This is a genomic window from Paracoccus sp. S3-43 (assembly GCF_029027965.1).
In the GTDB taxonomy this organism is placed as follows: domain Bacteria; phylum Pseudomonadota; class Alphaproteobacteria; order Rhodobacterales; family Rhodobacteraceae; genus Paracoccus.
On sequence record NZ_CP119082.1, the window covers coordinates 3,143,953 to 3,163,046 of the forward strand.

Consider the following 19,094-nt stretch of genomic DNA (forward strand, 5'->3'; position numbering starts at 1 on the left):
ATGTTCACCGTTTCGCTGATCGCATCGCCCCTGCGCGCCAACCTGACGCATCAGACGGCGCAGGCCCTGGCCGACCGCTGGGGAGGCGGGCCGGTCCGCTGGCTGAACCCCGCGATCGCGGCGGAATTCGACCTGGCCGGCAGGCCCGCCGATTTCCAGGACGCCTGGGCCGACCTGCACGCCCAGACGCTGGATCTGGCGATCCAGCCGGCGCAGGGGCGGCGCAAGCAGATCCTGCTGGCCGACATGGATTCCACCATGATCGGCCAGGAATGCATCGACGAACTGGCCCATGTCGCGGGCGTCGGCCCGCGCGTGGCCGAAATCACCGCCCGCGCCATGAACGGGGAACTGGATTTCAACGGCGCCCTGACCGAACGGGTGTCGCTGCTGACCGGGCTGAAGGACAGCGTGATCGCGGATGTGCTGGCCTCTCGCATCACGCTGGCCTCGGGGGGGGCGGAACTGGTGGCGACGATGCGCGCGAACGGCGGCTATGCGGCGCTGGTATCGGGCGGCTTCACGGCCTTCACGCAGGCGATTGCCGACCGGCTGGGCTTTGACGAACACCGCGCCAACACCCTGCTGGCCGAGGGCGGGCTGCTGACCGGCCGGGTCGGGATGCCGATCCTGGGCCGCGAGGCCAAGGTCGAGGCGCTGCAATCGATCGCCGCGGCGCGCGGCCTGACACCGGCGGATGTGATCGCGGTGGGCGACGGCGCGAACGACCTGGGGATGATCCAGCTTGCCGGAACCGGGGTCGCGCTGCACGCCAAGCCATCGGTCGCGGCCCAGGCGCAGATCCGCATCGACCACGGCGACCTGACGGCGCTGCTGTATTTGCAGGGCTATTCCGCGCGCGATGTCGTCACGGGCTGATCGCCAGCACCGTCTCCGCCGCCGGACGCGCGACGCTGGCGGCGGCGCCCGTCCCCGCCCAGAACGCGCCATAGCCGTCGTTCCCCCGCGCCTTGGCGGCGGCGTTCAGCGCCTTGCCGATGTCATAGGCCATCGGATAGCCCGCCACGGCCCGGTCGTCGATGGCGGTGAAATCATTGACCAGGCAGCGCGCCGGACGGCCCGAGATCGCCCGCGTCATCGCCGTCTGCCCGCCCGACAGGGCGGCGCGATGGGCGGGCGGGGTCGCGGCCTCGGGCGCGCGCAGGAAGGCGGTGCCGCATTGCACCGCGACCGCCCCCGCCGCCATCGCCGCGCGCGCCGCCGCCCGGTCCATGATCGCCCCCGCCGCGACCACCGGCAGGCCCAGCGGAACCAAGGCCCGCACAAGCGCCGGATGATCCAGCCGGGCGTCCGGCCCGTCGGGCTGGAAGATGCCGCGATGGCCGCCCGCCTCCCAGCCCTGGGCCACCATCACGTCGAAGCCCGCATCACGGATCGCCCGCCCCTCGTCGACCGAGGTCGCGGTGGCCCACAGCCTGCACCCCGCCCCTTTCAGCGCCGCGATCTGGTCGGGCGCGGGCAGCCCGAAATGGCAGCCGACGATGGCGGGCCGTTCGGCCAGCAGCGCCGCCAGCATCGCGTCATTGCCGCGGAAACTGGGATAGATCTCGGACAGCGAGGCGGGCGGCTCTGCCCCGAAGCGGGCAAAGACCGGGCGAAGCGCGTCGATCCAGCCCGCCTCTCGGGCCGCGTCGCGGACAGTCGGGGCGTGGCAGAACAGGTTCACGCCGAAGATCCGGTCGGTCCCCTGCCGCGCCGCCCGGATCGCCTTGCCCGCCGCCGCCGCGTCCAGGGCGCCGAAGGCCAGAAACCCCAGGCCCCCGGCATTGCAGACCGCCACCGCCAGTTCCGGCGTCGAGGTTCCCGCCATGGGCGCCTGCACCACCGGGTGTATCATGTCATCGAACATCGGCCGCTCCTGTGTTTTGCCTTGGCGCAAGTATCCCACGGGGGTCCGGGGGTGTGAAACCCCCGGCCTTCGCCGCTTTACAAAACCCGGCCAAAGGCGCATGGCGCGCGCCATGCTGGATTTGTCGCTGGACCTTCTGCTGATCCTTGCCGCCGCCGGGTTCGCGGCGGGCTTCATCGATTCGATCGCCGGGGGCGGCGGGCTGATCACCCTGCCGGTGCTGATGCTGGCGGGGATCCCGCCCGCGCAGGCGCTGGCCACCAACAAGGTGCAGGGGGTCTTCGGCGCGGCGACGGCGGCGGTCAGCTATGCCGCGCGGGGGCTGGTCGATTTGCGCGGCCAGTGGAGATCGGCGCTGATCGCGGGGCTGGCGGGGGCGCTCGGCGCGGCGCTGGTCAGCTTTCTGCCCACCGACAAGCTGAGGCTGGTGCTTCCGGTGATCCTGATCGCCATCGCCTTGTTCTTCGCGCTGAAGCCGGGGCTGAACGACCTGGACCGGGCACAGCGGGTCGCGCCCGCGGCCTTTGCGCTGACGGCGGTGCCGCTGGTCGGGTTCTATGACGGCGTTCTGGGACCGGGGGCGGGATCGTTCTACATGATCGCCTTCGTCACCCTGGCGGGCTATGGTGTGCTGAAGGCCACCGCGCATACCAAGCTGCTGAACTTCGCGTCGAACCTGGGCGGGCTTGCGGCCTTCGCCCTGGTGGGCCAACCGCTGTGGCTGGTGGGGATCGTGATGGGCGTGGCGCAGATCGCGGGCGCGATGCTGGGGTCGCGGCTGGCCAGCCGGATCGGCGCGCGGCTGATCAAGCCGTTGCTGGTCGCCACCTCGACCGCGCTGGCGCTGCGGCTGATCTGGCAGATGATCTAGGCGGGAAAGCCCGGCGCCGTCCGCATCTCTCCGGTGGGGATGCCGCGCCAGTTGCGGATCGGGTCGGTCAGGAAGCGGCCGACCGCGGGATCGGCTTTGTCCAGCACACCCAGATGGACCAGCAGGGCGGTGATCGCGGCCTCGGCCGCGCGGGTGCCGCCATCGCTGATCTTCAAGGCCACGCCCAGGCCCTGATCGGGCAGGATCGCCACGAACACCGCCTCGGCCCCGGTCTTGGCGGCGACGCGGCCGCCCATCGCGCGCATCAGGATCGTGCAGGCGCGCCCCTCGCCCGGGACCAGTTCGGGATGGGTGCGCATCGCATCCACCAGCCGCCGCATCGCCCGGCCCCGCCGATCGTCGGCCGGATCGGCGAAAGCCGCCATCGCCCGGCCCAGCCCCGCCAGCGAACAGGACCAGTTCGGGGCCGAACAGCCGTCGATGCCATGGCCGGGGCTGACCTCTTTGGTCACCTCCTCGAAGGCGGCCTTCACGGCCTGCTGGACGGGATGGCCGGGGTCCACATAATCAGGCCCGCCGCCCAGATGCCGGTTCAGCGTCAGGAAACCCGCGTGCTTGCCCGAACAGTTGTTGTGCAGCTGGCAGGGGGATTCGCCGCCGCAGGTCAGGCGGCGGTTTTCCTCGGCGTCGCGCGGCATGTGGCAGCCGCAGCGCAGGTCGGATTCGGCCAGGCCCAGGCCATCCAGCCATTGGCCCACCGCGTCCACATGCAGCCGCGCGCCGCTGTGGCTGGCGCAGGCCAGCGCCAGGTGCCGGTCGGTCAGCCCCGCCGCATCCGCCGCGCCGCTCTCGATCAGGGGCAGCGCCTGGATCATCTTGCAGGACGACCGGGGAAAGACGATTTCGCCGGGACAGCCCCAGACCTCGACCACGCCCTTGCCGTCGCAGATGACGGCATGGCCGCAATGCAGGCTTTCGCGCTGGCCGCCGCGCCACAACTGGATCAGTTCCGCGGGTCGCATGGCTTCTCCCCTGACAATTGCGCGATTTCCTGCCTTGCGCTCTTTCTCGCGCGGTGATTTTGGCTATCGTGACCGCAGATGGTTGAAAAGACCACGGCAATCGGGAAAAACCCCCCTGATGCGGCGAAAACTATGGCAGGAGGCCAGAGCATGACCAAGACCACGCTGCGCGGCATGACCGCAGCCCTTGCCCTGATCGCGGGCCTGGGGACCGCAGGGGCGCAGGAATCCACCAATGTCGTCGCGACCGAAGGCGACTGGACCGTCTTCGCGGCGGAAAATCCCAAGGAATGCTGGGCGGTCTCGCCGCCCAAGGCAACCCAGAACACCGACGCGAACGGCGCCCCGCGCGAGGTGACGCGCGGCGATATCCGGCTGTATGTGGCCTATCGCCCCGGCCAGAACGGCGAGGTCAGCTTCAGCGGCGGCTATCCCTTCGCCCCCGACAGCACGGTCGAGGTCGATGTCGGCGGCGCCAAGTTCAACCTGTTCACCGAGGGCGAAAGCGCCTGGACCGGCAGCGCGTCCGAGGATGAAAAGCTGATCGGCGCCCTGCGCGGCGGCACGAACGCGGTCATCACCGGGCGGTCTTCGCGCGGCACGGTGACCAAGGACACGTTCAGCCTGGCCGGGATCACGGCGGCGACCAATACGGCGCGGTCGCGCTGTCAGTAAGCCGGGGGACTTCACGTCCCCCGGACCCCCTGTGGGATATTTAAGCCAAAGTGAAAGGGCGGGGCCGGTTGATTTTCGGCCTCGATTCGCTTATCTGCGGGTCTTCGCAAGCACCGGTAGTCCCCATGAACGCGCCCATCACGCAGGATGTCCTGACCCTTCCCCGCAAGCTGCCGGACAGTGGCCGGGTGAATATCGTCGGGCTGACGCGGACCCAGTTGCGCGATGCGCTGATTGCGGCGGGCACGCCCGAGAAACAGGCCAGAATGCGCGTGGGCCAGGTCTGGCAGTGGATCTATCACTGGGGCGTGCGCGATTTCGCGCAGATGTCGAACCTGGCCAAGGATTACCGCGCCCTACTGGCCGAAAAGTTCGAGATCGCCCTGCCCGAGATCGTCACCCGCCAGATCAGCGAGGACGGCACCCGCAAGTATCTGGTCCGCATCGCCGGGGGCCATGAGGTCGAGACCGTCTATATCCCCGAGGAAGGGCGCGGCACGCTGTGCGTGTCCAGTCAGGTCGGCTGCACGCTGACCTGTTCCTTCTGCCATACCGGCACGCAGAAGCTGGTGCGCAACCTGACCGCCGGGGAAATCGTCGGCCAGTTGATGCTGGCGCGCGACGATCTGGGCGAATGGCCCGTTCCCGGCGCCCCCAAGGATGAGACGCGGCTGGTCAGCAATATCGTGCTGATGGGGATGGGCGAGCCGCTGTATAATTTCGACGCCGTGCGCGACGCGATGAAGGTCTGCATGGACAACGAGGGGCTGTCCCTGTCGCGCCGCCGCATCACCCTGTCCACCAGCGGCGTGGTCCCCGAGATCGCCCGCACCGCCGCCGAGATCGGCTGCCAGTTGGCCGTCAGCTTCCACGCCACCACCGACGAGGTGCGCAACGTCCTGGTGCCGATCAACAAGCGCTGGAACATCGCCACGCTGCTCGACGCGCTGCGCGATTATCCGCGCCTGTCCAACAGCGAGCGGATCACCTTTGAATACGTGATGCTGGCCGGGGTGAACGACAGCGATGCGGATGCGCATCGGCTGGTGGAATTGATCCGGGGGATCCCGGCCAAGATCAACCTGATCCCCTTCAACGAATGGCCCGGCGCGCCCTATAAACGGTCGAGCAACAACCGCATCCACGCTTTTGCCGACATCATCTACAAGGCCGGTTACGCCAGCCCGATCCGCACGCCGAGGGGCGAGGACATCATGGCGGCCTGTGGTCAGTTGAAGTCGGCGACCGAGCGGGGGCGGAAGTCGCGGGCGGAGATTGCGGCTGAGGTGGGGTGAGGCCGGTCGATTTCATCCGGTCTTTCTGATAAGCTTTCCTAAGCGTGTCTTGTGCGAGGTAATCATGTTGAGATCCTTACTTTTCGCCGTCGGAGTGCTTGTGGCGACCCCTGCCCTTGCTGATTGGGTGTATCGCGCCCCCGAAGCATCGGACGACACGGGCGGCGTCTATGTACGAAATATGCAGGGTCACCGGCTGGAGCTCGGATGCGGGAACGGCGGCTTTGTGGGGCTTTCCCTGAGACCCGACTTGCGGCCCGCCAATGTCAGCGGCATCGAACATGCGATTCTGCAACTGCGTGTCGATCAGCGTCCGCCTCTGTTTCTGCCCGTGACTTGCCAGGATCATGGCTGCGATCAGGCGGCGCTCCATCTTGGCAAGCCATTCACCGTGGCCGAGATAGAGGCCATTGTCACTGCCTTGCGGTCCGGTTCCTCGCTGGAGATCACCTTGGGGGCGCAACCGATGACGCGGTTCAGCCTGGCTGGCTCCTCCGCGGCACTGGGCCGCCTGAAAGAACAGAACCCGATCTGCGACGGACTTTGATCAACAGGGGTCAAGCTGGCTTCCCCCACCCATCAATCACCGCCACCGCCTCCTCGGCCGTCTCGACATAATGGATCAGCCCCAGATCCTCGTCCGAGATCGTCCCAGCCTCGGCCAGGCCCTTCCAGTTGATGATCCCCTCCCAGAACTCCCGTCCGAACATCAGGAAGGGGACGCGGGCCATGCGGCCGGTCTGGATCAGGGTCAGGGCCTCGAAGGTTTCGTCCAGGGTGCCGAAGCCGCCGGGGAAGATGGTGATCGCCCGCGCGCGCATCAGGAAATGCATCTTGCGGATCGCGAAATAGTGGAAGTTGAAGCACAGTTCCGGCGTCACATAGATGTTTGGGGCCTGTTCATGGGGCAGCACGATGCCCAGGCCGATGGACTTGCCGCCCGCCTGATACGCGCCCAGATTGCCCGCCTCCATCACGCCGGGGCCGCCGCCGGTGGCGATGACGAAGTCGCGCCCGCCGGTCTCCAGGCTGCGGCGGGTCATTTCCTGGGCGAAAAGCCGCGCCTCCTCGTAATAGGCCGACAGCCTTGCCAGCGTCGGCGTGCGCGCCAGGGCCGCGTTTTCGGGCGAGGGGATCCGGGCGCCGCCGAACATCACCACGGTCGATTCCACCCCGGCCTCGTCCAGCAGCATCTGCGGTTTCAGCAGTTCCAGTTGCAGGCGGACGGGACGCAACTCCTCTCGCAGCAGGAAATCGCGGTCGGTGAAGGCCAGCTGATAGGCGGGCGAACGCGTCTGCGGCGTGTCGGGGATCAGTTCGGCGCGGACCGCATCCTCGTCGCTGTGCGGAAAGGGGTGGGCGCGGTCCTCGGTGGTCTTGGCAGCGTCGTTCATTCGGATCCTCGGATTGCACGGGCCTTGCCCCAGGCTTATAGCCCACAGGTGACAGTTTCCACCCGCCGCAGGAGAGGCCGATGACCCAAGCCCTTGAAACCGCCATCGAGGCCGCGTGGGAAGCCCGCGCCGAGATCGACAGCGCCACCACCGGCATCGTGCGCGAGGCGGTCGAGGAGACGCTGGCCCAGCTGGACAGCGGCGCCCTGCGGGTGGCCGAAAAACGCGGCGATGACTGGCATGTGAACCAGTGGGCGAAAAAGGCCGTGCTGCTGTCCTTCCGCCTGAACGACATGGAACAGATGTCGGGCGGCCCGCAGGGCGGCAACTGGTGGGACAAGGTGCCGTCGAAATTCGCGGGCTGGGGCGACAACCAGTGGCGCGCGGCCGGGTTCCGCGCCGTGCCGGGGGCCATCGTGCGGCGCAGCGCCTATATCGCGCCGGGCGCGGTGCTGATGCCGTCCTTCGTCAACCTGGGCGCCCGCGTGGGCGAGGGCACGATGGTCGATACCTGGGCCACGGTCGGATCCTGCGCGCAGATCGGCCAGAACGTCCACCTGTCCGGCGGCGTCGGCATCGGCGGCGTGCTGGAGCCGCTGCAAGCCGGCCCCACCATCATCGAGGACAATTGCTTCATCGGCGCGCGTTCGGAAGTGGTCGAGGGCTGCATCGTCCGCGAAGGCTCGGTCCTGGGCATGGGGGTGTTCATCGGCCAGTCCACCAAGATCGTCGACCGCGAAACGGGTCAGGTGATGTATGGCGAGGTTCCGGCCGGATCGGTCGTCGTCGCCGGGTCGCTGCCGTCGAAGAACGGCGTGAACCTGTATTGCGCGGTGATCGTCAAGCGGGTGGACGCGCAGACGCGGTCCAAGACCTCGATCAACGAATTGCTGCGGGATTGACCAAGCTTTACATCGACGCCGATGCCTGCCCGGTCAAGCCCGAGGCCGAGCGCGTGGTGACGCGGCTGCGGGTGCCGATGGTGCTGGTCTGCAATGGCGGGCTGCGGCCCCCGGCCAATCCGCTTGTCACGCTGAAGATCGTCGCCGAAGGCCCGGACGAGGCCGACAAATGGATCGCCGATCAATGCGGGCCGGGCGATGTGGTGGTGACGGGCGACCTGCCGCTGGCCGACCGCTGCCTCAAGGCCGGGGCGCGCGTCGTCACCCATGACGGCGAGGTGCTGAGCCTTTCCAATATCGGCCCGCGCCTGGCGGCCCGCGACCTGATGGCGGATCTGCGGGCCTCGAACCCCTTCATGCAGGGCGGCGGGGCCAGCTTCGGCAAGGCCGACCGGGCGCGGTTCCTGCAAGTGCTGGACCGCGAACTGGGCGCCGCGCTGCGCGGCTGACCAACCTTCCCGCTGGCCGTGCGTTCCAATCGCACCCCGCCCGGCCCGCTGGATCGACCGCATCACCCGGCCCGGCTGGCCTGGCTGGTGCGCAGGCTGACCCAGGCGCCGTGCCTGGTCTGCGGGCGGGCGATGCCGTTCCTGGAACGGGTGCCCTTCACCTCGTCGCTGCTGGGGGCAACGGTCAGGCTGCTGGCCTTCGGGATGCTGGCGCGCGACGGGCTGTTCACGGTGCTGGGCCTTGCGGTCCGACCGTGCATGGCTATAACCCCGGACGATTTATCAGCCGCCAGCCCCAGGGGACCGCCATGCCGAAAAGAACCGATATCAAGTCGATCCTGATCATCGGCGCAGGCCCCATCGTCATCGGCCAGGCCTGCGAATTCGACTATTCCGGCGCCCAGGCCTGCAAGGCGCTGCGCGAGGAAGGCTATCGGGTGATCCTGGTCAACTCGAACCCCGCGACGATCATGACCGACCCGGAAATGGCCGACGCCACCTATATCGAGCCGATCACCCCCGAAATCGTCGAAAAGATCATCGCCAAGGAACGCCCCGATGCGCTGCTGCCGACGATGGGCGGGCAGACCGGGCTGAACACCGCCCTGGCCCTGGCGGACATGGGCGTGCTGAACCGCTATGGCGTGGAACTGATCGGCGCGCAGCGGGCCGCCATCGAAATGGCCGAGGACCGCAAGCTGTTCCGCGAGGCGATGGACCGGATCGGGCTGGAAAACCCCAGGGCCACCATCGTCGCCGCGCCGAAGGGCGCGAACGGAAAATACGACATCAGCGCGGGCGTGGCCCAGGCCATGGACGCGCTGGAGGAGATCGGCCTGCCCGCCATCATCCGCCCCGCCTTCACCCTGGGCGGAACCGGCGGCGGCGTCGCCTATAACCGCGACGATTACGAACGGATCGTCCGGTCGGGCCTGGACGCATCCCCGGTCGCGCAGGTGCTGGTCGACGAAAGCCTGCTGGGCTGGAAGGAATTCGAGATGGAGGTCGTGCGGGATCGCAACGACAACGCCATCATCGTCTGCGCCATCGAGAACGTCGACCCGATGGGCGTCCATACCGGCGATTCCATCACCGTCGCCCCGGCGCTGACCCTGACCGACCGGGAATACCAGATCATGCGCAACGGCTCGATCGCCGTGCTGCGCGAGATCGGCGTGGAAACCGGCGGGTCGAACGTGCAATGGGCGATCAACCCCGCCGATGGCCGCATGGTGGTGATCGAGATGAACCCGCGCGTGTCACGGTCCTCGGCGCTTGCGTCCAAGGCGACGGGCTTCCCGATCGCCAAGATCGCGGCGAAACTGGCGGTCGGCTATACGCTGGACGAGCTGGACAACGACATCACCAAGGTCACGCCCGCCTCCTTCGAGCCGTCCATCGACTATGTGGTCACGAAAATCCCGCGCTTCGCCTTCGAGAAATTCCCCGGTTCCCAGCCCGAACTGACCACCGCCATGAAATCCGTGGGCGAGGTCATGGCCATCGGCCGCAGCTTTCCCGAATCGCTGCAAAAGGCGCTTGCCTCGATGGAGAACGGCCTGACCGGCCTGGACGAGATCGCCATCGAGGGCGCGGACCAGGGCAAGGCCGCGATCATCGCCGCCCTGTCCAGGGCCACGCCCGACCGGCTGCGCGTCATCGCCCAGGCGATGCGCCTGGGCCTGTCGGACGACGAAATCGGCCGCGTGACCAGCTTCGACCCCTGGTTCCTGGCCCGGCTGCGCGACATCGTCGATGCCGAAAACGCCCTTCGCGACGCGGGCCTGCCCCAGGACGCCGAAGGATTGCGCGCGCTGAAGATGATGGGCTTCACCGATGCCCGCCTGGCCCACCTGACCGGCCGGGACGAGGACCAGATCCGCCGCGCCCGCCGCGGCGCGGGCGTCCTGCCCGTCTTCAAGCGCATCGACACCTGCGCCGCCGAATTCGAGGCCCAGACCCCCTATATGTACTCGACCTACGAAGCCCCGGCGATGGGCGACGTGGAATGCGAATCCCGCCCCACCGGCGCGAAGAAGGTCGTCATCCTGGGCGGCGGCCCGAACCGGATCGGCCAGGGGATCGAGTTCGATTACTGCTGCTGCCACGCCTGCTTCGCCCTGACCGATGCGGGCTATGAGACGATCATGGTCAACTGCAACCCGGAAACGGTCTCGACCGACTATGACACCTCGGACCGGCTGTATTTCGAACCCCTGACACTGGAGCATGTGCTGGAAATCCTGCGGGTCGAGCAGGAAAACGGCACCCTGCACGGCGTGATCGTGCAGTTCGGCGGCCAGACGCCGCTGAAACTGGCCAACGCGCTCGAGGCCGAGGGCATCCCGATCCTGGGCACCACGCCGGACGCCATCGACCTGGCCGAGGATCGTGAGCGCTTCCAGAAGCTGCTGAACGAGTTGGACCTGCGCCAGCCCGTCAACGGCATCGCCCGTTCCGATGCCGAGGCCATCCGGATCGCCGAACGCATCGGCTTTCCGCTGGTCATCCGCCCCTCCTATGTCCTGGGCGGCCGCGCGATGGAGATCGTGCGCGACATGGACCATCTGCGCCGCTACATCACCGAGGCGGTCAGCGTCTCGGGCAAGAACCCGGTGCTGCTGGACAGCTACCTGTCCGGCGCGATCGAGGTCGATGTGGACGCCCTGTCGGACGGCGAAACCGTCCATGTCGCCGGGATCATGGAACATATCGAGGAAGCGGGCGTCCATTCCGGCGATTCGGCCTGCTGCCTGCCGCCGCACACGCTGGACGCCGCGACCATCGAGGAACTGAAACGCCAGACCGTCGCCATGGCCCGCGCGCTGCGGGTCAAGGGGCTGATGAACGTGCAATTCGCGCTGAAGGACGGCACGATCTATGTGCTGGAGGTGAACCCGCGCGCCAGCCGCACCGTGCCCTTCGTCGCCAAGGCCACCGACAGCGCCATCGCCTCGATCGCCGCAAGGCTGATGGCCGGCGAACCGATGTCCCACTTCCCGATGCGCGCGCCCTACCCGGCCGGCGTCGGACCCGAGGACGACCTGCCCTTTGCTGATCCGATGACCCTGGCCGATCCGATCACGCCCTGGTTCTCGGTGAAAGAGGCCGTTCTGCCCTTCGCCCGCTTCCCCGGCGTCGACACGCTGCTTGGGCCGGAAATGCGCTCGACCGGAGAGGTGATGGGTTGGGATCGCAACTTCGCCCGCGCCTTCCTGAAGGCGCAGATGGGCGCGGGGTCGAACCTGCCTTTCGAGGGACGGGTGTTCCTGTCGGTCAAGGATGCCGACAAGTCCGAGGCCCTGGCCGATGCGGCCCGCGACCTGACAACGATGGGTTTCCAGCTGATCGCGACCAGCGGCACCGCCGATTTCCTGGCCGCATCCGGGGTCGAAACCGCCCGCGTCAACAAGGTCTATGAAGGCCGTCCCAATATCGTCGACCGCCTGAAGAACGGCGAGATCGCCATGGTCCTGAACACGACCGAGGGCGCCCAGGCCATCGCCGATTCCCGTGAGATCCGGGCCGTCGCACTGTACGACAAGATCCCCTATTTCACCACCGCCGCGGGCAGCATCGCCGCGGTCGCCGCCATCAAGTCGCGCGAGGAAGGCGAGGTCGGCGTCAGAAGCCTGCAAGCCTGAAGCCCGCGCTGGCAACAGGACAGTCGGCGCTCTCGGATCGCTGGCCGTCCTGCTTCAACAGCACGGACGTTCGCAACCGTCCTTGAACCGCCGGGCCAAGGATAGGTTCGTTCATCCGGCGCTGCGGACAGGCACGCCACGCGCCCGGATCATGCCCCCGACAACAGGGACAGCGCGGCGGTATAGCGGTTGCTGGTCGTCGTCGTCTGGATCTGCGACAGGGCAAGATAGCGCGTGGTCAGCTTGTCGATGGTCTCGTCGGTGGCGATCTTGGAAAAACTGCTGCTGCCCAGGACGCGTTCCGACGCCGACATGAACTCCTCCAACTGCCGGTCGACCGGCAGGTTGGCGATCGACTTGCTCATCCCGAATGCGCCTTGGAAAACGGTCCGAAGCTGTTTGTTGCCCAGGACTTCATACCACAGCGTCTTGTCGCTGGAGGTGCGCGAGGCGAAGGACTTGACCTCGTTCCGGGCGTTCAGGGCCAGGCGATAGCTTTGGTCCCCCTCGCCCACGCGCTTTTCGAATTGCCGCTGGACATAGGTCTGGCTCAGCGCCTCGCCCGTCGCGGCGGCGTCGCCGCGCTTGCCGAAGGCCTGGGCCAGTTTCAGGTAACGCTTGTCGCCCAGCCGATTGGCGAGGGACGCGCTGTCCCCCAGATCGGATTCCAGAACCTTGCGGATGAAGGCCTTGTTGGCCATATCCTCGTCAAGGCCAAAGGCGCCCAACGCCACCTGCAGCATCTTGTAATCGCTAACCAGATCCTCGGCCGTGGTGGTGGCCGTCAGGTTTTCCCGAAGATAGGCGGTGGCGCGCTGGACCACGGGATCCTTGGCCGTAGCCTCGACCTGGCGCGATTCCATGCGTTGCAGGACGCGCCATCCGGCCAGGCCGCTTAGTCCGACATTGATGGCGATGGCCATGGCATCCTCATTGGCGGCGGGCTTGAATAAGCTGTTCTTCCTGCGGCAGAAGATCGCGCAGCCGCCGCAGGGCGGGATAGGCCGCGCCTTCCTCGATGCTGGCGCGGGCCTCATGCAGGGCTGCCTGGCTGGCCTCGTCCTCGAACACCAGGGCAAGCTGGGCGATGGCCAGAAGAAGCTGGCGTTTTCCTTCGGCGGGTTCGGCATCGCCCGACAGGATCAGCTGGGCGATATAGCAGGCGCGGCCGACCGGGGTGTTGGCCCGGTCGGGATGGATCGCATCCTTCAGCCGCAGGACATTCGCATTGGGCGTGCGGATGGCGATCTTGGACCGGCGGTCGCCGTTTTCGATGACCGCGCCGTTGATCAGCACGCGTTCGTTGGGGGCGAGTTTCAGGACAAGGCCGCTCATGCCGGGGCCTCCTGGCGCAGGCCGCGCATCATGGCCATGTTGATGTCGATCAGCGGGGCAAGGCCGACCCTGCCCGACAACGCCCGATGGCCGTGACGCAGGGCAAAGCCTGCCAGCGACAGCAGCCCGGCCCGGACATGATCCGGCAGCGCATTGCCGGGATCGGCCAGATCGCTGGCAAGGATCGTCCACAACTGGTTATTCTTGTCCACGGAGGCGATCCGATCGGGGCCCTGCCCATTGTCCTCTGCCTGGCGCAACATGCGGGTCACGCGAGAGAAGACATCGTATTCGGCGTCACGCGCGGTGCGGACGATGCTGCTGCCATATCCGTTGGCGGAAAAATACGGAACCGCGTTCAAGGTTGATCATCCTGATCTTAAGGGTTCAGCAGAAGTGGGGCACCCCATGGGCGCCCCGCCGGGTCTTGGGGTCAGCGGAACAGCGACAGGATCGCCGAGGGCGCCTGGTTGGCGATCGACAGCGCCTGGATGCCCAGCTGCTGCTGCGTTTGCAGGGCTTGCAGGCGGGCCGAGGCTTCCTCCATGTCGGCGTCGACCAGCGAACCAACACCGGCCTTCAAGGAGTCAGCCAGCTTGCCGATGAAGTTCGACTGTTCCTCGATTTGCTTTGCCTTGGCACCCAGAGCCGCAGAGCCATTCAGCGCGGTCTGCAAGTTCGCCTCAAGCGCAAGCACTGCCGCCTCTGCGGAAGCACGATCAGTGATGGCCGTCAGGGCATTCGTTCCGGCAAGCAAGGTTGCTTCAAAGTCAACGGAAGCAACTGCAATGTTGCCAGCAGTCACACCCGTGTTGCTGCGGTCGAGCGACGACAAGACCGTATAGGTCGCGCCGGCGTTCACACCGTTTGTCTTCAGCAGGTTGACGCCGTTCATCTGCGTGCCCGCAATCGTCGCGGTAATCACTGCTGTCTTTGCCGCGATATCGGCTTGGACCTTGGCGAATTCGTAACCGTCAGTTCCAGCCCGGGACGCCAGATCCTTCATCTCGGTCAGGGTTTTCGCGATCAGGTCGGCCCCGTCAACAGCAGTCTGAACCGTCGCGCCGGCGACGTTCAGCGAACTTTGGATCGCCTTCGCCGAAGACTGGTCAGCCTCCATCACCTTGGAAATCGCCCAGACGGCCGAGTTATCCTTGGCCGAGTTGATCGACTTGCCGGTCGAAATCTCCGACTGGGCCTTGTTCAGGCTGGAGTTCACGTTCTTCAGGGTTTGCAGTGCAACGATGGCGCCGTTGTTGGTCAGAATACTGGACATCTTATCCTCAAGATATAATGGATGCTTTGCATCCTTTGTTTCGACGATTGGCCTTCTGACCTTGGGCGTTTATCCCTGTGCCGCTTTTGGCATGACCGCAGTCCTAGCAGCCGGTGATTGATGGATAGTGAATTTCCCCCCGCCTCTCAAATCCCAAACGCGAAAGATTTTAATCAAAACCGCTGGGCCAGCACCGCGCTGGTCGGCGTATTGTGGCGCTGACCGGCCTGGTCATAGGTTTGCAGGCTGCGCGCGTTCTTGACGATGTCCCGGATCTGGTCGATGGCCCGCTGGGTGCCGCGCGCCGAATCCTCGGCCAGGCGGTGCAGGTGTTGCAGGGTCTGTTCGATCTGCGCCTTCGATTCGGCGTCCAGCCCGTCGCGTTCGAATCGGCGGGCCAGCGCCTCGATCCGGGTCAGGGCCTGGGCCGCATCGCCGGAAATGATGGCCTGTTCGATGCCGCGCAGGATGTCGCGATGCTTCGGTTTCATTGCGTCGCCCATTTGCCGAACCCCAGATCCATGCGGTCCGCCAGCGCCGCGGCCTGTTCCTGGATCAGGAAGCTAGAAAACTGATCCTCGCCGATGCCGCCGCCGAATGCGCCGGTGTTGGATTTCGGACCGCAATATTTCAGCATTTCCTGAAGAAACATCTGTTCAAGCTGTTCCGATGGCGGTCGCGGCGCGGTCGCGGGCATGACTGCCGTTGAGATTTGGTTAACCTGCATGAGCCTTTTCCTGATTGCGGATATTTTTCATGATTAGCCTGTTGCGGTAAATAAATCGTAAGGACTTATCCTTATTCCTGGCGGCATCACGTGGGGAATCGGGCATATGGCAGAGAATTTCGTTTTACCGGTCATGACCATGGTGCAGACCACCGCCGTCGCCGAACCCGCGATCGAGGGCGAGGAAGAAGCCGGGTTTGCCTTTGCGATCGACGGCGCGCCGGTCGATGATCTGCTGGCCGATGCGGCGCCTGCGGACATGGCGGCCGTCTGCCAGCCGCCGCAGGATCTGTTGCAGATGCTGATCGAGGATTTGTCCGGGATCAGCGGCGCCCTGCGCCAGGCCGCGCCGGAAGGCGGGCAGGCCGCAGAGGAGCAGGGTCCTTCCGACCCCGAGCTGGCCTTGCCCGGATCGGGGATGCGAATCGCGCTGCCCGCCGCTGCCGACGCCGCGCCCGGCCTGGCGGTGCAGATGACGCCCGACATGCCGCAGGCCGATTTTCTGTCCGCCGAACCGCCCTCGCCGCACATCGCTGCGGCGCGCGATGTCGCGGTGGCCGCCCCCGATCAGCCGCTGCCGCCGTCCCGCGTTCCCGTTGCGTCAGTGGTGCGCCAGATGGCCGAGGCCGTCGTCAGCGCCCGCGAGGACCGGATCGAGATCGCCCTGGCGCCCGAGGAACTGGGCCGGATCCGCATGGTCATGACCGGGCCGGAACACGGCCTGCATGTGCTGGTCTGGGCCGAACGCCCCGAGGTTCTGGACCAGTTGCGCCGCAACGCCGCCTTCTTGCAGGAATGCTTCGGGGATGCCGGGATGGCCGATGCCTCATTCGAATTCCAGGGCAACGACGGCACCGGGTCCGGCGGCGGGCAGTCATTGTCCGACGCGCCAGGCCAGGGCCTTGACGTGACCGAAACCGCTTCCGTGCCCGCCGCCTGGACGCCCCTGGCGATTCCGGCGCGCCTGGACATCCGCATCTGAAAAGGAGAATCGCTTGGTTACCCCAGTCAACGGCTCGGCGGCCGGAACCACCGGCGCGACATCCCCGTCCAAGGCCACGGACGCCATGACCGCGCAGGCGGCGAATTTCGACACGTTCCTGCGGATGCTGACCACGCAGTTGCAGAACCAGGATCCCCTGAACCCGATGGAGGGCAGCGATTTCGCGGTCCAGCTTGCGACCTTTTCGGGGGTCGAACAGCAGGCGCAGACGAACAAGCTGCTGGAACAGATGCTAACCCAATCGGGCGGCAGCCTGGGCCAGCTGGCCGAATGGATCGGGAAAGAGGTGCGCACCACCGAACCCGTCTGGTTCGGGGACAGGCCGCTGACGCTGGACGTCAACCCCGACAGCCGGGCCGACAGCGTGACCCTGGTGACGCTGAACGAATCGGGCAAGGAGGTTCTGAGAGAGGAAATCGGGCCGGGCGAAGGCCAGATCGACTGGCTGGGGCGCGACGAATACGGCGAAAAGCTGGCCGACGGCCGCTATTCCTTCGTGATCGAAAGCAACCGCGCGGGCGAGGTGATTTCCGAGGATCCGGTCGGCGCCTATGTCCGCGTGGCCGAGGCCGAGGTCGGCAGCCAGGGGATCGAACTGATCTTCGAAGGCGGCGGGTCGGCCCTGGCCAGCCGGATCGAGGCGCTGCGCCAGGCGAATTAAAGCTGCGGCAGGAAGCCGCCGCGCATCGCCAGGATCTCGTCGCGGATGCGGACGGTCGCGGCGCTCATCCGCCGGTCGGCGCGGCGCAGCAGATACCAGCTTCGCTGGATCGGCAGCCCGATGCCGCGCAGGGCGATCAGGCGGCCCGACCGCAGCTCCTCGGTCACGGTGTGCTGGGAAATCAGCGCCACGCCCAGGCCCGCGATCACCGCCTGCTTGATCGTCTCGTTGGTGCCCATCTCGACCGCGCGCCAGGTCGCGCCTTCGCCGATGCGGTCCAGGAAACGGGTCATCAGGATGCGGGTGCCCGACCCTTCCTCGCGCGACAGGAAGGTCTGGGCCAGCAGATCGCCCGGCATCACCGGGTCGGCATCGGCCAGCGGGTGGTCGGGGGCGGCGATGATGATGTGCGGATGCGGGCCGACCGGGTCGGCGACCACCGCCGGTTCGCGCGGCGGGCGGCCCATGATCGCCAGATCCAGGTCGTCGCCCGCCAGCGCCGCCAGCACCGCGTCGCGGTTGCCGATCCGCAGCGTCACCTCGATATCGGGCAAAAGTCGCAGCAGCCACGCGACCAGGCCGGGGGCGAAATACTTGCCGGTCGAGACCACGCCCAGCACCACATTGCCGACATGGCCCTGCTGCAACGCGCCGATCTCTCGGGCCGCGCGGGACAGGGCGGTGGCGATCTGCGATTCCGCCAGCAGCAGCGCCTCGCCCTCGGGCGTGGGGCGGAAGGCGCCATGGTCCGCGCGCAGGACCAGGGGGCATCCGGCCAGATCCTCCAGCCCGCGCAACTGGCTGTGGATGGCGGGCGTGGTCAGGCCCAGCATCCCCGCCGCCGCCGTCAGGCTGCCGCTGTCGGCGACGGCGCGCAGGCAGCGCAACTGACGCAGGGTAATGGCTTCGGGCTTCATTTCACCAAAATCTAATCTTCTTTCCAGATTATTAAATTTCCTCTAAATCCCCTGCCTGTCAATCTGCCCTTGATCAGACGCCACGGGAGCGGCCGATGACGACGCCCAGCATTGACACCACGCATATTCCGCCGGATTTCCGGCCGCTGATGCTGGCCCTGGCGCGGGGCGGGGCGACGCTGGCGGGCGTGATCCGTCGCGGCGACGGCAGCCTGTCGACCGAGGTCGGCACGAACAGCGACGGCGACGGCCAGAAGCGGCTGGACGTGCAGGCCGACGCGCTGTTCCGCGACGCGCTGCGCGACGCGGGCATCCGCTGGTTCACCAGCGAGGAACAGGCCGAACCCGTCGCCATGCAGCCGAACGGCGCCTTTGCCCTGGCCATCGACCCGCTGGACGGATCGTCCAACATCGACACCAATGTCTCGATCGGCACGATCTTCGCCGTCTATCCCGGACAGGACCAGGCCGAGACCAGCTTCCTGCGCCCCGCCCGCGACCTGATCGCCGGGGGATACATCATCTATGGCCCGCGCTGCTGCCTGGTGGCCAGTTTCGGCGACGGCACGCAGATCTATACGCTGAACCCGGACACCGACAGCTTCGACCTGACCAGCCCGCGCGCGACCCTGCCGGACTGCTTCTTCGAATTCGCCATCAACGCGTCCAATTACCGCCACTGGCCGCGCCCGATCCGCGCCTATATCGACGACTGCATCGCCGGGATCGACGGCCCGCGAGAGCGCAATTTCAACATGCGCTGGATCGCGTCGCTGGTGGCCGAGGCGCACCGGATCCTGATGCGGGGCGGCATCTTCCTGTATCCAGCCGATGCCCGCAAAGGCTATGATCGGGGCCGGCTGCGGCTGCTGTATGAATGCGCGCCCATCGCCTTTGTCATCGAGCAGGCGGGCGGGCGGGCGACCGACGGCGCGCTGCCGATCCTCGATGCGCAGATCACCGACCTGCACGGCCGCACGCCGCTGGTCTTCGGTTCGGCCGAAAAGGTCGACCGCGTCGCCGCCTATCACGACCTGCCCGAAGCCGAGGTCTCGGCCCTGTTCGGCCATCGCGGCCTGTTCCGCGCCTGAG

General features: G+C 66.9%; 22 protein-coding genes. 12 read left to right on the top strand and 10 right to left on the bottom strand.

All coding sequences use genetic code 11. The annotated features are described in order from the left end of the window. Positions 1–879: a phosphoserine phosphatase SerB gene (serB, locus tag PXD02_RS16345; protein ID WP_275104867.1), complete on the top strand. Its 879-nt coding sequence runs from the start codon at positions 1–3 to the stop codon at positions 877–879. Here the strand turns inward: serB and PXD02_RS16350 are convergent. Next, a complete protein-coding gene (locus PXD02_RS16350; RefSeq protein ID WP_275104869.1) occupies positions 869–1,870 on the bottom strand; it encodes an NAD(P)H-dependent flavin oxidoreductase in 1,002 nt (333 codons plus the stop codon). The two genes, serB and PXD02_RS16350, sit on opposite strands and share 11 nt — an antisense overlap. Before the next feature lie 112 nt (positions 1,871–1,982). Here PXD02_RS16350 and PXD02_RS16355 point away from each other — a divergent pair, with 112 nt between their 5' ends. Beyond that, positions 1,983–2,741: a TSUP family transporter gene (locus PXD02_RS16355; RefSeq protein WP_275104870.1), complete on the top strand. Its 759-nt coding sequence runs from the start codon at positions 1,983–1,985 to the stop codon at positions 2,739–2,741. Here PXD02_RS16355 and PXD02_RS16360 read toward each other — a convergent pair. After that, positions 2,738–3,724: an asparaginase gene (locus tag PXD02_RS16360; RefSeq protein WP_275104871.1), complete on the bottom strand. Its 987-nt coding sequence runs from the start codon at positions 3,722–3,724 to the stop codon at positions 2,738–2,740. The two genes, PXD02_RS16355 and PXD02_RS16360, sit on opposite strands and share 4 nt — an antisense overlap. 150 nt (positions 3,725–3,874) lie before the next feature. Here PXD02_RS16360 and PXD02_RS16365 point away from each other — a divergent pair, with 150 nt between their 5' ends. The 3 genes from PXD02_RS16365 to PXD02_RS16375 all read left to right on the top strand — a co-directional run bounded on the left by PXD02_RS16365 (position 3,875) and on the right by PXD02_RS16375 (position 6,241). Beyond that, entirely contained in the window at positions 3,875–4,399 is a 525-nt protein-coding gene (locus PXD02_RS16365; protein WP_275104872.1) for an invasion associated locus B family protein, read from the top strand. Between the two features lie 125 nt (positions 4,400–4,524). After that, positions 4,525–5,694 (top strand): dual-specificity RNA methyltransferase RlmN, encoded by a 1,170-nt coding sequence (gene rlmN / locus PXD02_RS16370; RefSeq protein WP_275104873.1) that lies wholly within the window; start codon positions 4,525–4,527, stop codon positions 5,692–5,694. Between the two features lie 100 nt (positions 5,695–5,794). Further along, positions 5,795–6,241, top strand: a complete 447-nt coding sequence (locus PXD02_RS16375; RefSeq protein WP_275104874.1) for an invasion associated locus B family protein — start codon at positions 5,795–5,797, stop codon at positions 6,239–6,241. A gap of 10 nt (positions 6,242–6,251) precedes the next feature. On the opposite strand, the gene PXD02_RS16380 is transcribed toward PXD02_RS16375, so the two are convergent. After that, a complete protein-coding gene (locus PXD02_RS16380) occupies positions 6,252–7,088 on the bottom strand; it encodes an LOG family protein (protein WP_275104875.1) in 837 nt (278 codons plus the stop codon). 80 nt (positions 7,089–7,168) lie between these two features. On the opposite strand from PXD02_RS16380, the gene dapD reads away from it, so the two are divergent. The 4 genes from dapD (at position 7,169) to carB (ending at position 12,083) form a co-directional block, all read left to right on the top strand. Beyond that, complete coding sequence (dapD, locus tag PXD02_RS16385) at positions 7,169–7,990, top strand: 2,3,4,5-tetrahydropyridine-2,6-dicarboxylate N-succinyltransferase (RefSeq protein WP_275104876.1); 822 nt, start codon at positions 7,169–7,171, stop codon at positions 7,988–7,990. Continuing rightward, on the top strand, positions 7,987–8,439 hold the full coding sequence (locus PXD02_RS16390; protein ID WP_275104877.1) for a YaiI/YqxD family protein: 453 nt from the start codon (positions 7,987–7,989) through the stop codon (positions 8,437–8,439). The genes dapD and PXD02_RS16390 overlap by 4 nt, the downstream gene beginning before the upstream one ends. 132 nt (positions 8,440–8,571) lie before the next feature. Continuing rightward, complete coding sequence (locus PXD02_RS16395) at positions 8,572–8,781, top strand: exopolysaccharide biosynthesis protein (protein ID WP_275106459.1); 210 nt, start codon at positions 8,572–8,574, stop codon at positions 8,779–8,781. Beyond that, the gene (carB, locus tag PXD02_RS16400) at positions 8,748–12,083 is read left to right on the top strand and encodes a carbamoyl-phosphate synthase large subunit (protein ID WP_275104878.1); all 3,336 of its coding nucleotides are present in this window, start codon (positions 8,748–8,750) and stop codon (positions 12,081–12,083) included. The genes PXD02_RS16395 and carB overlap by 34 nt, the downstream gene beginning before the upstream one ends. Before the next feature lie 149 nt (positions 12,084–12,232). Here the strand turns inward: carB and PXD02_RS16405 are convergent, their stop codons facing one another. The 6 genes from PXD02_RS16405 to PXD02_RS16430 all read right to left on the bottom strand — a co-directional run bounded on the left by PXD02_RS16405 (position 12,233) and on the right by PXD02_RS16430 (position 15,346). Further along, on the bottom strand, positions 12,233–13,006 hold the full coding sequence (locus tag PXD02_RS16405; RefSeq protein WP_275104879.1) for a DUF1217 domain-containing protein: 774 nt from the start codon (positions 13,004–13,006) through the stop codon (positions 12,233–12,235). A 7-nt stretch (positions 13,007–13,013) separates the two neighbouring features. Then, positions 13,014–13,418, bottom strand: a complete 405-nt coding sequence (gene flbT / locus PXD02_RS16410) for a flagellar biosynthesis repressor FlbT (RefSeq protein ID WP_275104880.1) — start codon at positions 13,416–13,418, stop codon at positions 13,014–13,016. Then, complete coding sequence (gene flaF / locus PXD02_RS16415) at positions 13,415–13,780, bottom strand: flagellar biosynthesis regulator FlaF (protein ID WP_275104881.1); 366 nt, start codon at positions 13,778–13,780, stop codon at positions 13,415–13,417. The genes flbT and flaF overlap by 4 nt, the downstream gene beginning before the upstream one ends. Before the next feature lie 71 nt (positions 13,781–13,851). Beyond that, the gene (locus tag PXD02_RS16420) at positions 13,852–14,694 is read right to left on the bottom strand and encodes a flagellin N-terminal helical domain-containing protein (RefSeq protein WP_275104882.1); all 843 of its coding nucleotides are present in this window, start codon (positions 14,692–14,694) and stop codon (positions 13,852–13,854) included. Between the two features lie 173 nt (positions 14,695–14,867). Next, positions 14,868–15,185 (bottom strand): hypothetical protein, encoded by a 318-nt coding sequence (locus PXD02_RS16425; RefSeq protein WP_275104883.1) that lies wholly within the window; start codon positions 15,183–15,185, stop codon positions 14,868–14,870. Next, positions 15,182–15,346, bottom strand: a complete 165-nt coding sequence (locus tag PXD02_RS16430; protein ID WP_275104884.1) for a hypothetical protein — start codon at positions 15,344–15,346, stop codon at positions 15,182–15,184. Before PXD02_RS16430 ends, PXD02_RS16425 begins: the two co-directional genes overlap by 4 nt. A 181-nt stretch (positions 15,347–15,527) precedes the next feature. Here PXD02_RS16430 and fliK point away from each other — a divergent pair, with 181 nt between their 5' ends. Together fliK and PXD02_RS16440 are read left to right on the top strand one after the other, a co-directional pair. Next, a complete protein-coding gene (fliK, locus tag PXD02_RS16435; protein WP_275104885.1) occupies positions 15,528–16,403 on the top strand; it encodes a flagellar hook-length control protein FliK in 876 nt (291 codons plus the stop codon). A 13-nt stretch (positions 16,404–16,416) separates the two neighbouring features. Then, positions 16,417–17,085, top strand: a complete 669-nt coding sequence (locus tag PXD02_RS16440) for a flagellar hook capping FlgD N-terminal domain-containing protein (protein WP_275104886.1) — start codon at positions 16,417–16,419, stop codon at positions 17,083–17,085. Here PXD02_RS16440 and cbbR read toward each other — a convergent pair. After that, positions 17,082–18,002, bottom strand: coding sequence for a LysR family regulator CbbR (gene cbbR, locus PXD02_RS16445; RefSeq protein WP_275104887.1), 921 nt, complete (start codon positions 18,000–18,002; stop codon positions 17,082–17,084). The two genes, PXD02_RS16440 and cbbR, sit on opposite strands and share 4 nt — an antisense overlap. A gap of 95 nt (positions 18,003–18,097) precedes the next feature. Here cbbR and PXD02_RS16450 point away from each other — a divergent pair, with 95 nt between their 5' ends. After that, on the top strand, positions 18,098–19,093 hold the full coding sequence (locus PXD02_RS16450; protein ID WP_275104888.1) for a class 1 fructose-bisphosphatase: 996 nt from the start codon (positions 18,098–18,100) through the stop codon (positions 19,091–19,093). The last annotated feature ends 1 nt before the right edge of the window (position 19,094 follow it).

Bases quoted from the DNA above. Each gene is read 5' to 3' on its own strand.
- PXD02_RS16420 (WP_275104882.1), bottom strand. From the start codon at position 14,694: ATGTCCAGTATTCTGACCAACAACGGCGCCATCGTTGCACTGCAAACC.
- PXD02_RS16380 (WP_275104875.1), bottom strand. From the start codon at position 7,088: ATGAACGACGCTGCCAAGACCACCGAGGACCGCGCCCACCCCTTTCCG.
- cbbR (WP_275104887.1), bottom strand. From the start codon at position 18,002: ATGAAGCCCGAAGCCATTACCCTGCGTCAGTTGCGCTGCCTGCGCGCC.
- PXD02_RS16395 (WP_275106459.1), top strand. From the start codon at position 8,572: ATGCCGTTCCTGGAACGGGTGCCCTTCACCTCGTCGCTGCTGGGGGCA.
- serB (WP_275104867.1), top strand. From the start codon at position 1: ATGTTCACCGTTTCGCTGATCGCATCGCCCCTGCGCGCCAACCTGACG.
- PXD02_RS16355 (WP_275104870.1), top strand. From the start codon at position 1,983: ATGCTGGATTTGTCGCTGGACCTTCTGCTGATCCTTGCCGCCGCCGGG.
- carB (WP_275104878.1), top strand. From the start codon at position 8,748: ATGCCGAAAAGAACCGATATCAAGTCGATCCTGATCATCGGCGCAGGC.
- PXD02_RS16365 (WP_275104872.1), top strand. From the start codon at position 3,875: ATGACCAAGACCACGCTGCGCGGCATGACCGCAGCCCTTGCCCTGATC.
- PXD02_RS16405 (WP_275104879.1), bottom strand. From the start codon at position 13,006: ATGGCCATCGCCATCAATGTCGGACTAAGCGGCCTGGCCGGATGGCGC.
- PXD02_RS16360 (WP_275104871.1), bottom strand. From the start codon at position 3,724: ATGCGACCCGCGGAACTGATCCAGTTGTGGCGCGGCGGCCAGCGCGAA.
- PXD02_RS16425 (WP_275104883.1), bottom strand. From the start codon at position 15,185: ATGAAACCGAAGCATCGCGACATCCTGCGCGGCATCGAACAGGCCATC.
- rlmN (WP_275104873.1), top strand. From the start codon at position 4,525: ATGAACGCGCCCATCACGCAGGATGTCCTGACCCTTCCCCGCAAGCTG.
- dapD (WP_275104876.1), top strand. From the start codon at position 7,169: ATGACCCAAGCCCTTGAAACCGCCATCGAGGCCGCGTGGGAAGCCCGC.
- flbT (WP_275104880.1), bottom strand. From the start codon at position 13,418: ATGAGCGGCCTTGTCCTGAAACTCGCCCCCAACGAACGCGTGCTGATC.
- PXD02_RS16450 (WP_275104888.1), top strand. From the start codon at position 18,098: ATGACGACGCCCAGCATTGACACCACGCATATTCCGCCGGATTTCCGG.
- PXD02_RS16430 (WP_275104884.1), bottom strand. From the start codon at position 15,346: ATGTTTCTTCAGGAAATGCTGAAATATTGCGGTCCGAAATCCAACACC.
- PXD02_RS16350 (WP_275104869.1), bottom strand. From the start codon at position 1,870: ATGTTCGATGACATGATACACCCGGTGGTGCAGGCGCCCATGGCGGGA.
- fliK (WP_275104885.1), top strand. From the start codon at position 15,528: ATGGCAGAGAATTTCGTTTTACCGGTCATGACCATGGTGCAGACCACC.